This is a genomic window from Kribbella sp. NPDC026596, from assembly GCF_040638415.1.
Lineage (GTDB): Bacteria > Actinomycetota > Actinomycetes > Propionibacteriales > Kribbellaceae > Kribbella.
Genome location: NZ_JBEZYF010000006.1, coordinates 119,244 through 131,234, shown reverse-complemented (window position 1 = coordinate 131,234; position 11,991 = coordinate 119,244). Strand labels below are relative to the sequence as shown.

Below are 11,991 nucleotides of genomic sequence, written 5' to 3'. Positions count from 1 at the left end.
CTCATGGAGATCACAGCCGTCGTGGTGCGGGCTTCCGACCAGGCTGTCCTGATGCTGCCGTCGGGTCTGCCGCGGGTGGAGTTCACCGAGAAGGTCTGGTTCCCGGACGTCGAGCCGGTGCTGAACGCCCTGGCCGGTATCGAGGCCGCTGTGCTGACCTGCCTCAGCGAAGAGCCGATGACCTACCTGATGGTCTCGACCGGCGCAGTACCGGACGACGCTCGCTGGGTGCACGACGTCGACGACCCGGCGGTCGTCGCCGCACGGCAACACCTCGCCCTGCCGGCGGACTCCCCCGTCACCCCGGCGTGGACGATGCCGGACTGGTACGACGAAGCCCTGCCCTGGATCGCCGAGCACGTTGCGGGCTCGTGGACACAGGTGCGCTCGTGGGGGTTGTCGAACGTACTGCGCATCAACGGGGACGTCTACTTCAAGGCGCTTGCACACTCCAGCACGATCCGGCCGGCTGGACCGGACGCACTGCCATTGTTGTTCGCCCATGAGCCTTTGCTGCTGCACAAGCTGTCGGAGGATCGGCCCGGGTCGGTGCCGGAGCCCCTGGCGATCGACGAGAAGCGGGCCTGGATGCTTCTCCCCGACCTGGGACCGCCGTTGGCCGGCGAGGCCGACATCGCGGTGTGGATCGACGCACTGCAGGGGCACGCCAGGTTGCAGCGCAGCTATGTGGATCAGATGGATCGACTGTTCGAGTTCAGCTGTGTCGACCGTCGGCTCGCGGTTCTGGAGGCCGAGCTCGACCGCCTCCTCGGGCCGAACCCAGCGACCGATCGGCTCGAGCCCGCCGAGCGCGCGCTGCTGCCGCGCCGGGCCGAACAGTTGCGCGAGGCAATCACCGAGCTGGCGGCGATCGGCGTACCGGAGACCCTGCTGCACGGTGACCTGCACCCGCGGAACGTCGCCGTCCGCGACGGCCGGGCGCTGTCGTTCGACTGGACCGACGGGTCGGTGTCCCACCCGTTCCTGGACCTGGTGACCTTCGCCGAGGAGCGCTCACCGATCTCGCAGGACAAGCGGTTGACGGACGCCTATCTGGCCGAGTGGGAGGAGTTCGCGTCGCCGGCCGACCTGCGCCGGGCTCTCGAGTTGGCCAACGAACTCGGTGCACTCCATCAGACGATGACCTCGCTGCACCTGCCGGACCACCTGTCCGGGCCGAGCCGCGAGTCCATGTTCCGCGGCGCCGTGTGGTGGCTGCGGCAGCTCCTCAAGCAGTAGCTCAGCGGTGCAGGACGGCCGAATGGTTCCGCATTCCGCGGCGGACCGGTGCGTCGAGAAAGCGATCCCAGTCCGGGCGGCGTTCGCCACGCAGGAGGGCGTAGTGGGCGAGCGCATCGGCCAGGGCCGCCTCGCGCAGGTACCCGCGCGCCAGCGGCTGCTTGCCACGGCCGTTCGGTCGCGGGCGACGCTCGTACGCCGCGTTGGCGGTGAAGATCCCGAGTCCGTAGAAGACGGTCAGCAGGTCGGTCAACGGCTCGTGGTCGGGTCGGCGCGCCAACGAGATGCGGCCGCTGCCGAGCAGCAGCTCGTGCCCAACCTCGTGGGCGTAGATCGCGATTAAGGCCACCGGGTCGGCGGCGAGCGTGGGCGCGAGGTGGATCTGGTTGCCGTCGGCACCACGGATCCACCGGCCCGATGGCTCCTTCACGACCGACGCCTTCAGGGCCGACTTGCGATACGCCGGCCTGCGGATGCCTTCGCCCACCAACTCGAAGCTGAGTCCGCACTGCCCCGGCTCGAGACCCATCCGCTCGGCGACGCGCTCGCACAACTGCTCCGCGGCCGCGATGCTGCCGTCGTACCCGGCCGGGATCAGGTCGGCCGGCAGCACGATCGGCCGGAGCAGGACCTCCCGCCCGAACTCGGCGATCAGCCAGTCCATCGACGACCGGATCCAGCGCCGCCGCCCACCTGGCAGCCGCTCCCGGGGAGCTTTCAGCTCGGCCCGCACCTGCTGACTGCGCCGCAACGCCCCGATCGGATTCCTCACCCGCCGGATCATGCCTTTCCGACGGCCCCGTAAACCCTCCGGTTCCACCAGATCGCACTCAGTGACTACTTCAACAGCAGCTTGCCGAGGCGGCGGGAGGCGACGTACATGCCGATGGTGCCCATGGCGGCGAGGTAGATGGCGTTGATCAGGAGCGACCAGCTGACGGTGCCGGTGGTGAAGGCACGCTCGAGGACTACGCCTTGGTAGAGCGGGGTGATCTCGACGAGCCAGCGGATCGCGGCCGGGTAGGTCTCGACCGGGTAGAAGGTGGCCGAGAACAGGAACATCGGGATGATCGCCAGCTGCACGAACTCGAAGTCCTGCCAGCTGCGCATGAACGTGGTCAGCGCCATCCCCGCACCCGCGAACGCGAACCCGATCAGCACCGCGGCCGGCAGCGCGAGCAGCGCCCACCACGACGACACCAGACCCATGATCAGCATCACCACGACGAACATCGCCGCGTAGCAGGCACCCCGCAGCAGCGCCCAGGTCACCTCGCCGGTGGCGATGTCCCACGGCCGCAGTGGCGTGGCCAGCATCGAGTCGTAGAGCTTGGCGTACTTCATCCGGAAGAAGATGTTGTACGTCGAGTCGAAGATCGCACCGTTCATCGCCGAACTCGCCAGCATCGCCGGCGCGACGAACGCGGCGTACGCGATCGTGGTGCCGTCGGACAGCGTGAAGTCGCCGACCAAGTGCGCGACCCCGATGCCGATCGAGAGCAGGTAGAAGACCGGCTCGACGAAGCCGGACAGGAACACGACCCACGACCGCCGGTACAACAGGAAGTTCCGCTCGACGATATGCCGCCCGCCGCCAAGGCGAACCGGAACCGGGACAACCCGGGCTGCGATCGTGGTCATGGGGCCTCCCGGCCTGGACTGAGGAGCGGAGGGAGCGAAGCGACTGGAGCGACGAGGGAAGGCCGGGAGCCAAGGCCCCATGACCGCGCCGGCGCCGGAGGCCCGGCCATCAATACAGCCATCAGCCGATCAACCTCTTCGAGAAGCCGCGGACGGCTAGCCAGGTGCCGCCTACGAACCAGGCCAGCAGGTAGACGATGTTGACGAGAGCCAGCCATGGGTTGACCGTGCCCAGGCTCAGCGCGCGAGCCAGCTCGACCCCGTGCCACAGCGGGCTGACGTAGGCCAGCCACTCGATCCAGTTGGGCAACTGCGAGACGGGAAAGAACGCGCCGGAGAACAGGAACGCCGGGACCACGCCGAACCGGAAGATCATCGCGAAGCCCGCGTCGTTCTCCAGCGTGCTCGCGTACGCCGCGACCGGACCGGCAGCCGCCATCCCGACGAGCAGCGCGACCGGCAGTCCGAGCACCCCGAGCGGCGACTTCAGCCCGCCGAACAATGTGATCACCACCATGAACACCGCACACGAGCTGAACACCCGGAAGGCGATGAACCCCAACTGCCCGTAGACGACATCGGCCGCCCGCAGCGGCGTCGCGATCATCGAGTGGTAGAACTTCTGCCACTTCAGCCCGCTCATCACCGGGTACGTCGCCTCGCCGACAGCGATCTGCAACGCGGTGGAAGCCAGCAGGCCCGGCGCGATGTATTGCAGGTAGCTCACGCCACCGAGCGCACCGGTCCCGTTGCTGTCCACGAACGAGCCGAGCCCGATGCCCATCGAGGCCAGGTAGAGCAGGGGCAACACGAAGCTGGTGACCAGTGTGCCCTTCCAGGTCCGTTTGTAGACGGTCAGCCAGTAGTCGAACTGGCGACGCCCGTTCTCCAGTGCGAGCGCCATCAGTCCACCAGCGTCCGTCCGGTCAGCCGGAGGAACACGTCCTCCAGCGTCGAGCGCCGGACCAGCACTGCGGCCGGCTCCAGACCGCGCTCGTGGACGGCGGCGACCGCGCGCTCGCCGTCATCGGTGTAGAGCAGCAGGCGATCCGGCAGCACCTCGATGCGCTGGGCCAGGTCGGCCACCTTGTCCTCCAGCGCATCGTGGTCGGACAGCATCACGTCCGGACCGAACCGCAGCTCGGTCACCTCGCGTGTCGAGTAGTCCCGGATCAGGTCGGCCGGCGACCCCTCGGCCGCGATCAGGCCGCCGTCCATCACGACGAGCCGGTCGCACAACTGCTCGGCCTCGTCCATGTAGTGCGTGGTGATGATGAGTGTCACGCCGGCCTGCTTGAGCCGGAACAGCTTGTCCCACAGCAGGTGCCGGGCCTGCGGGTCGAGGCCGGTCGTCGGCTCGTCGAGCAGCAGCAGGTCCGGCTTGCTGACCAGCGACCGGGCGATCGTCAGCCGCCGCTTCATCCCGCCGGAGAGCTCGTCGACCTTGACGTTCGCCTTCTCGGTGAGCGCGACGAACTCGAGCAGCTCGTCCGATCGGCTACGGGCCTCGGCCCGGCTGAGACCGAAGTACCGCCCGTAGATCGTCAGGTTCTCCCGGACGGTCAGCTCGGTGTCGAGGGTGTCGTCCTGCGGGCAGACGCCGAGCCGGGCGCGGATCGACGGGCCGTCGGTGGCCGGGTCCAGGCCGAGGATCCGCAGGGTCCCGGCGCTGGTCGGCGAGACCGCGCCGATCATCCGCATCGTCGACGACTTGCCCGCGCCGTTCGGCCCGAGGAAGCCGAACGCCTCGCCCTTCCACACGTCCAGGTCGATCCCGCGCACCGCCTCGAAGTCGCCGTACGACTTCCGCAGCCCGCGGACGTGCACCAAGGACTCCCGCTGCTCATCCACGGGCCCGACCCTAGACGGATCTCCCGACACTTTTCTTGTCGTTTTGGGCGGTTCCATCCCGTGACGGTAGAACCTCAACAGCGCTGGAGGTCAACCCCGGCCGACGTACGGCATCCCGGCCGCCATCACGGTCAGCGTCGGCACCGCGACCGAGGTCGGCAACTGCGCGATCCGGACCACGAAGTCCGCGACGATCCGCGGATCGAACGTCGGCTCGACGGCGATCGACCCGTCGGGTTGCAGCACCCCTTGCCCCATCCGCTCGGTCATCGGGGTGGCGGCGTTGCCGATGTCGATCTGGCACGCGGTGATCCCGTGCTCCCGGCCCTCCAGTTCGAGACCTTTGGTGAGACCGCTGATCGCGTGCTTGCTCGCGGTGTAGGCGATGCCCTGCGGCCGCGGCACGTGCGCCGAGATCGACCCGTTGTTGATGATCCGGCCACCCTTCGGATCCTGCCGCAGCATCAGCGCGAACGCGGCCTGCGCGCACAGGAACGAGCCGGTCAGGTTGGTGTCGACGACCCGCCGCCAGTCCTCCTCCGAGACCTTCTCCACCGGTGCGGCCGACGCCCCGGTCCCCGCGTTGTTGACCAGTACGTCGATCCGCTCGAGCCCATCGAAGAACGCCCGTACGGCGTCCCCGTCGGCCACGTCCAGCACCGCGAGCCGCACCCGCCCACCGCCGTCGGCCACGGTCTCGCGCAACGTCTCCTCCGTCCGGCCGGTCACAGTCACCTCGAACCCGGCCGCCGCCAGGGCCAGCGCCATCTCCCGCCCCAGCCCGGATCCGCCACCGGTCACTACCGCTGTCCGCGTCACAGAACGCAACCCTTCGCCGTCTGATGTTCGTGGACCGATTCTCCCCCACTGCGGTCAGTGATCGCCTGGCGACCGAGAGTAAATGGGTGGCGACTCACTCAGGAACCCTGGAAACTCATTTGCGTGTATCACGCAAGCATGTATATGCTTGCAGCATGCAAGTAAACGACCCGTACACCCCGCAGACGCCCATCGAGGGCGTCATGCACGCGTTTACCCGGGTCGGCCGCCGGCTGAAGGCCAAGCAGCCCGGCGACACGATCGATCACAGCGCGCACGTGGCGCTGTTCGTGCTGCGGTGCAGTGGCGCACTGCGGTTGTCCGACCTGGCCGCGCGGATGGAGCTGGACGCCTCGACCGCCAGCCGGCACATCCGGGCACTGGAGCAGCTGGGCCTGGTCCGCCGCTCCCCCGATCCCGATGACGGCCGCGCCTTCCGGGTCGAGCTGACCGAGCAGGGCATCGAGCAGTGGGAGGAAAGCGCCCGCCGCCGGATGGAGCTCCTCAGCGCGGCGATGGAGGGCTGGTCCGAGGACGACGTGGAGACCTTCGAGCGACTGATGACCCGGTTCGCCGACGGCGTCACCGCCCTCACCGACACCCCCTCCGGTAGCGCTTGGGCCGACAAGGGCTGGGCAGCGGTCGCTCCGCGACTGCGTCCCGCCTCGCCGGCAGAGCGCCGTACCGACGAAGACTTTGCGGCCGGCAGCGATCCCGCCCCCCGCGAGAACACCGACAACAACCTGGAGAGCACCAGATGAGCACCACTGAGCCCGCCACCGCCGGGGGCGCTGCGCCCGATAGCGGTCCGAGCTACCTGTCCCACAAGCAGATCCTGGTCATCCTCGGCGGCCTGATGGCCGGCATGTTCCTGGCCGCGCTCGACCAGAGCATCGTCGGTACGGCGCTGCCGCGGATCGTCAGCGAGTTCAACAGCCTGGACAAGCTGTCCTGGGTGGTCACGGCGTACCTGCTGACCTCGACCGCCTCCACCCCGCTGTGGGGCAAGATCTCCGACCTGTACGGCCGCCGCCCGCTGTTCATCGCGGCGATCGTCACCTTCCTCGCCGGTTCCGTGCTGTCCGCGATGTCGCAGAACATCGAGCAGCTGATCGGCTTCCGCGCCGTCCAGGGTCTGGGCGCCGGCGGTCTGATGTCGTTGGCCTTCGCCACCATCGGCGACGTGATCCCGCCGCGCGAGCGCGGTAAGTACATGGGGTACTTCGGTGCCGTCTTCGGCCTGTCCTCGGTGGCCGGCCCGCTGCTCGGCGGTCTGCTCACCGACGGTCCCGGCTGGCGCTGGATCTTCTGGATCAACCTGCCGATCGGACTCGTTGCCCTGGGCATCGTCGCCGCCGTGCTCAAGCTCCCGCACGTGAGGCGTTCGCACAAGATCGACTACCTGGGCGCCTCGACGGTCGCCGCCGCGGTCACCACGCTGCTGCTGGCGATCTCCTGGAGCGGCCCGAGCAACGGCTGGGGCAACGGCACCACGGTCGCCCTGCTGGCCGCTTCCGTCGTACTGGCCGTCGCCTTCGTCCTGATCGAGCTGCGGGTGGCCGAGCCGATCATCCCGATGGACCTGTTCAAGGGCCGGATCTTCTCCGGGTACGCCGGGTACGCGTTCCTGCTCGGGTTCGCGATGTTCGGCGCACTGATCTTCCTGCCGCTGTACCTGCAGGCGGTCAAGGACCTGTCGCCGACGCGCTCCGGTCTGGCGTTGCTGCCGATGATCGTCGGTATCTTCGCCGCGTCGATCCCGAGTGGCCAGATGATGAGCAAGAGCGGCCGGTACAAGCACTTCCCGATCATCTCCGCGGTCCTGGTCAGCAGCGCGATGGTGCTGCTGTCCACGCTGAGCCTGACCACGCCGTACTGGCAGCTGGCGATCTACATGTTCGTGATGGGCGCCGGTCTGGGTCTGTCGATGCAGATCACCGTCACCGCCGCGCAGAACAGCGTGCCCCGGCAGCACATGGGCACGGCGACCTCGACGATGACCTTCTTCCGCTCGATGGGTGGCGCGATCGGCACCGCGGTCTACGGCGCCGTTCTGACCACTCGGCTGAAGACCCACCTGACCGACATCGTGCCGAACGCCACGCAGTCGATGGTCGACGGACTGGCCAAGGCGGCCAACAGCGTCCAGGCACTGCATGCGCTGAAGGAGCCGCTGAAGGGCTTCGCCTTGCACGGGCTCGTCGATGCGATGGACGACGTGTTCCTGGTCTCGCTCCCGTTCCTGGCGATCGCGCTGATCCTGGCGATCATCACCCCGGAGCAGCGCCTGGCCGGTCGCTCCGACGGCCCCAAGCCGGAGGGCGGCGAGGAGTCCGTCGAGGCTTCCGCGGCCGCCGCGATGCACTGACCGCGATCCGACTGCACAGCCGCCCCGGGGAGTTTCCCCGGGGCGGCTGTTTTGCTGTCGGTCTGACCCCGCGGGCCACTAACTTTCGCAGGGATGAAGACACTGGATCGGCCGTTGGACGACGACGACCGTGCGATGGCGGACCTTGCCGAGGTCCGCGATTGGCGCCGGCTCGGTGGTCCGCATGCCGGCGAGACAGGTCCGGTTCCCGTCCGCGCGCTGATCCGGCGGGTCAAGTCCGCGACCAAGTGGCGGCCGTGGCCGGTCGGCCGCAAGACGGTGATCGACGACCAGCTCGACGGCTGGGGCTTCCTCACCCGGCGCAACACCGAGCTGGCCGTGTACGACGACCAGATCCTCCCGCACAGCCCCTTCAGTGGCTGGGTCGCGTTCGCGATCGGGCCTTCGGACCTCGACGCGGCGGCGGCCGGCCTGGACGAGCACTGGCCGGCGAAGTTCGACCTCGCCCGCCGGCACTGGGGACAACCGGCGTACGTCGGAACCGACACCGGTCCCGGCTTCGTCGATGAGTGGTCACCCTGCGCGGGCACCGACCGCCGTCACCTGGCGGTGTGGACCCCACCGGGTGCGGAGATCCACCTGTACAGCAACAAGCCGGCCAGGAAACCTCTGTCGGTCTCCGTCGGAATCAACTACGTGGTCTACCTCGACGAGGAGGGAACATGACGACAGCAGCGGACAGGCGAGCGTTCCGAACCGCCCAACGCGACGCCATGGCACACGGCGACGTCCGGCCCGGCACCGGGCCAAACAGCACCGTCTCCCCCGACGCCCTCACCACAGTCGCCCGTGCGGCCGCCGCCCAAAGCGCCCGCCCAGCCTTGTCCGGCGACCTCGCAAACTCCGTCAGAGCCGCAGCCCTGCCCCCGGTCACCCCGACCCAGACCCGCGGCGGCGCCACTGCCGGCGAACGCACCCAACCCACCACCCAACGCACCCCCGGCAAAGACGGCCACACCCGCTAGCCAACCTCGTCGACCCGGCAGACTGTGCTCATGGATCCGTTGCAGACTCGGATGGCGACCGTTGGGCTTCGTGCAATCGCTGACGACGGCTTCGTGCTGGCCGGCGGCTACGCCCTCCGCGCACACGGCTTCGGCATCCGCGAGTCCGACGACATCGACCTCTTCACCAACATCCTGGACCCCGACCACTTCGCATCGGCAGTCGACCGCCTGCTCGCCGCCTACCGCGAAGACGGTCTGCAGGCCGAGGTCGTTAGGCAAGCACCAGCCTTCGCCCGAATCGTCGTCACCGACAACCACGGAGCACAAGCCAAAGCAGACCTCGGCGTCGACCACCGCCAGTTCCCGCCCGTGTCACTGGACGTTGGCCCCGTGCTCTCCGAGCTGGACTCCATCGGCAGCAAGGTCGGCGCGCTGTTCTCACGCCTCGAGCCCCGCGACCTGATCGACGTACAGACGGTCCTGGACAGCGGAAGGTACGACCCCGACACGCTCCTGACACTCGCTGACCGGCGAGAGGCGACTCCACTGGATCGGCCGATGTTCGCCGGTCAACTGCGCGCCGCCGGCCGGCTACCAGACTCGGGCTTCCAACGGTACGGCGCTCCGCCCGAAGTGATCGCGCGGATCCGCGAGACGGCCCGAACCTGGGCCGAACACCTGATGGACGGCGAGATGGGCCGGTCTTCAGGGAGAATGGGCGCATGAGTGACGAGGAACTGGCCAAGCCCGGAGACACGTACGCGTCGATGATTCCGTACATCGTGCCGGAGTCCCTGGACATCCTCACCGGTCCGGCGACGGGGACGATCGAGTTGCCGACCCACCTCGACTGGGGACCGACCAGCCGGTATGACCTGGCGAACATCGAAGACGCGACCACCTTCTACACCAAGGTGATCAGCGAAGCGTCGAACCTCGACGAGCTGACCCAGTTCCTCAACCGAGACGTCCTGGTCAGGCTCTGGTCGCGTCTCCGCCTCCCGCGGCGGTGCGCCGAGCTGTGGAACAGTGCCTTCCCGCAACTCGCCGACGCGGCGCCGGGCACCAGCCCCAGGTGATGAAGCCCGAACACGAACGCGCCACCAAGATCGCGTTGTCCGCCCTCGGAGACCGAGGGTTCGCACTGGCCGGAGGTAACGCCCTTTCCGCACATGGCATCGGCGCCCGCGAGTCAGACGACATCGATCTCTTCACGAATCGGATGAACGACAACGTCGGCGAGACGGTCGAGCAGCTCCAGTCCGCCTTCGAGGAGCAGGGCTACAGCACGACGATCAAGCGGCAGTACCCCGCCCACGCCCGGATCCACGTCGAGCGCGGAGACGACAAGGTCGATATCGACCTCGGCAAGGACTACCGCAGCAAGCCGCCGGTGGAGACCGAGCTCGGTCCGGTGCTGCACGTCGACGACGCCGTCGGTTCGAAGGTTGGTTCGATCTACACGCGCGGCGAGGCCAAGGACTTCGTGGATACCAACGCGGCCCTGCAGGCGGGGTACTCCACCGATCAACTGATGCAACTGGCTGACGCGCGCGAGGCGAGTCCGATGGACCGCCCGATGTTCGCGCAACTGCTGGACTCCGCGAAGCACATTCCGGACGAGGAGTACGCCAAGTGCGGGCTCAATCCCGAGGAGACCGCCGGACTGAAGTCGCGGATGACCGCCTGGGCGAACGAAATTCGAACCCGCGAGGCGAACCCCGACATCGACCAGTCCATGAGGCTGTTGCAGACCGGCCACGCCATGCCTGGGCAGGGCCAGTCCGCGAGCTCGAACGGTGAGGCTGCTCAGCGGCGTTCGCCGTACGAGCAAGGGCGTGGGATGGGTGAGCGGGGGAGTTAGTCGGGGGTTGGGTGGGGGCGGCGTCTGGGCAGGGATCTGGGGGGTTCTGGGTCTACGTCGTTGCCGGCCAGGTGGTTGACGATGGTGTTGAGGACGGCTGCGGTGGGGACGGCGACCAGGGCGCCGACGATGCCGGCGATGACTACGCCGGTGGCGATCGCGAGGATGACGGCGAGGGGGTGCACGCTGACCGCGCGGCCGAGCAGGAACGGCTGCAGGACGTGGGCTTCCAGCTGCTGCACGCCGATCACCACGCCCAGCATGATGATCGCGACGATCGGGCCCTTGGCAACCAAGGCGACGAGGACGGCGACGATGCCGCTGACCAGCGCACCGACGACGGGTACGAACGCGCCGACGAACACCAGGATGCCGATCGCACTCACCAAAGGCAGGCCGAGAATCGCCGCCCCCAGGGAGATCCCGATCGAGTCGACCGCGGCGACGATGATGGTGGCCCGCACGAACGCGGTCAGCGAGACCCACGCCTTGCGGCCGGACGAGTCCGCCTTGTCCCGCGCCCGCCGCGGGAACAGCCGGACCACCCAGGCCCAGATCCGGTCGCCCTGGTAGAGGAAGAAGAACAGGCAGAACAACGAGATGAAGAGCCCGGCGACGACGTGGGTGGCCGTCGTACCGACCGCCGCCGCCTGCTGACCGAGCGCGCCGCCGGACGTGATCTGCTCGCGCAGGCTCTTGATGGCGTTGGTGACATCCTCATCGGTGAGCCCGAAGTTGATCCGGCCCAGCTCGCGGAGCTTCTGCACGCCCTCGCCGACCTGCGTGGACAGGCTGTCGAACTGACCCGCGATCTGCGTACCGACCAAGGTGAGCAGACCGGCGACCAGGACGAGAGTGGCGATCACCGTGATACCGGCGGCGGCACCGCGCGGCAGACGCAGTCGTTGGAGACCGTTCGTCACCGGAACGAGCAGTGCGGTGAGCAGTACGCCGACAGTGACCGGAACGACCACCTCGGACAGGTACCGCATCCCGTAGCCGATCACGAAGACGGCGCCGACGATCACCAGGAACCGCCAGGCCCAGGCACTGGCGATGTGCATCCCGCGCGTCACCCCGGCGTCGTACGGTCCTCGGTCAGCCGCATCCACCTTGTGTTCAGCTGTAGCGGCAACGTCACGCTCGGCATCGTCGGCCGGCGCGCTCTCCCTGGACTCCTCCAGCATCTGGTCGTCCGCGACCGGACTATCGTCCTCTTCCCGCCCCGCCTCGCTCATCAC

At 68.3% G+C, this 11,991-nt stretch carries 14 protein-coding genes; 8 read left to right on the top strand and 6 right to left on the bottom strand.

Annotated features, from left to right (window positions below):
* The first annotated feature begins 3 nt into the window (after nt 1-3).
* Nucleotides 4-1,239, top strand: coding sequence for an aminoglycoside phosphotransferase family protein (locus tag AB0E63_RS07030; protein ID WP_360362648.1), 1,236 nt, complete (start codon nt 4-6; stop codon nt 1,237-1,239).
* 1 nt (nt 1,240) lies between these two features.
* Here the strand turns inward: AB0E63_RS07030 and AB0E63_RS07025 are convergent, their stop codons facing one another.
* From AB0E63_RS07025 to AB0E63_RS07005, 5 genes are all read right to left on the bottom strand, one after another.
* Nucleotides 1,241-2,011, bottom strand: coding sequence for a hypothetical protein (locus tag AB0E63_RS07025; RefSeq protein WP_360362645.1), 771 nt, complete (start codon nt 2,009-2,011; stop codon nt 1,241-1,243).
* A 65-nt stretch (nt 2,012-2,076) separates the two neighbouring features.
* Nucleotides 2,077-2,880: an ABC transporter permease gene (locus AB0E63_RS07020; protein ID WP_360362643.1), complete on the bottom strand. Its 804-nt coding sequence runs from the start codon at nt 2,878-2,880 to the stop codon at nt 2,077-2,079.
* A 121-nt stretch (nt 2,881-3,001) separates the two neighbouring features.
* A complete protein-coding gene (locus AB0E63_RS07015; RefSeq protein ID WP_360362641.1) occupies nt 3,002-3,784 on the bottom strand; it encodes an ABC transporter permease in 783 nt (260 codons plus the stop codon).
* Complete coding sequence (locus AB0E63_RS07010; RefSeq protein WP_360362638.1) at nt 3,784-4,731, bottom strand: ATP-binding cassette domain-containing protein; 948 nt, start codon at nt 4,729-4,731, stop codon at nt 3,784-3,786. The genes AB0E63_RS07015 and AB0E63_RS07010 overlap by 1 nt, the downstream gene beginning before the upstream one ends.
* A gap of 90 nt (nt 4,732-4,821) precedes the next feature.
* Nucleotides 4,822-5,550, bottom strand: coding sequence for an SDR family oxidoreductase (locus AB0E63_RS07005; RefSeq protein ID WP_360362635.1), 729 nt, complete (start codon nt 5,548-5,550; stop codon nt 4,822-4,824).
* Nucleotides 5,551-5,705: 155 nt separating this feature from the next.
* Between AB0E63_RS07005 and AB0E63_RS07000 the strand changes: the two genes are divergently transcribed.
* From AB0E63_RS07000 to AB0E63_RS06970, 7 genes are all read left to right on the top strand, one after another.
* Nucleotides 5,706-6,311: a MarR family transcriptional regulator gene (locus AB0E63_RS07000; RefSeq protein ID WP_360362633.1), complete on the top strand. Its 606-nt coding sequence runs from the start codon at nt 5,706-5,708 to the stop codon at nt 6,309-6,311.
* On the top strand, nt 6,308-7,918 hold the full coding sequence (locus tag AB0E63_RS06995) for an MDR family MFS transporter (protein WP_360362630.1): 1,611 nt from the start codon (nt 6,308-6,310) through the stop codon (nt 7,916-7,918). Before AB0E63_RS07000 ends, AB0E63_RS06995 begins: the two co-directional genes overlap by 4 nt.
* Nucleotides 7,919-8,011: 93 nt before the next feature.
* The gene (locus tag AB0E63_RS06990; RefSeq protein ID WP_360362627.1) at nt 8,012-8,605 is read left to right on the top strand and encodes a hypothetical protein; all 594 of its coding nucleotides are present in this window, start codon (nt 8,012-8,014) and stop codon (nt 8,603-8,605) included.
* The gene (locus AB0E63_RS06985) at nt 8,602-8,904 is read left to right on the top strand and encodes a hypothetical protein (protein WP_360362624.1); all 303 of its coding nucleotides are present in this window, start codon (nt 8,602-8,604) and stop codon (nt 8,902-8,904) included. Before AB0E63_RS06990 ends, AB0E63_RS06985 begins: the two co-directional genes overlap by 4 nt.
* Before the next feature lie 30 nt (nt 8,905-8,934).
* Nucleotides 8,935-9,612 carry a nucleotidyl transferase AbiEii/AbiGii toxin family protein gene (locus AB0E63_RS06980; protein ID WP_360362621.1) on the top strand — a complete coding sequence of 226 codons (678 nt, stop codon included), beginning with the start codon at nt 8,935-8,937 and terminating at the stop codon, nt 9,610-9,612.
* Complete coding sequence (locus tag AB0E63_RS06975; protein WP_360362618.1) at nt 9,609-9,965, top strand: hypothetical protein; 357 nt, start codon at nt 9,609-9,611, stop codon at nt 9,963-9,965. The genes AB0E63_RS06980 and AB0E63_RS06975 overlap by 4 nt, the downstream gene beginning before the upstream one ends.
* Nucleotides 9,965-10,750: a nucleotidyl transferase AbiEii/AbiGii toxin family protein gene (locus AB0E63_RS06970; protein WP_360362615.1), complete on the top strand. Its 786-nt coding sequence runs from the start codon at nt 9,965-9,967 to the stop codon at nt 10,748-10,750. The genes AB0E63_RS06975 and AB0E63_RS06970 overlap by 1 nt, the downstream gene beginning before the upstream one ends.
* Here the strand turns inward: AB0E63_RS06970 and AB0E63_RS06965 are convergent.
* Complete coding sequence (locus AB0E63_RS06965; RefSeq protein ID WP_360362612.1) at nt 10,747-11,988, bottom strand: AI-2E family transporter; 1,242 nt, start codon at nt 11,986-11,988, stop codon at nt 10,747-10,749. The two genes, AB0E63_RS06970 and AB0E63_RS06965, sit on opposite strands and share 4 nt — an antisense overlap.
* Between the last annotated feature and the right edge of the window lie 3 nt (nt 11,989-11,991).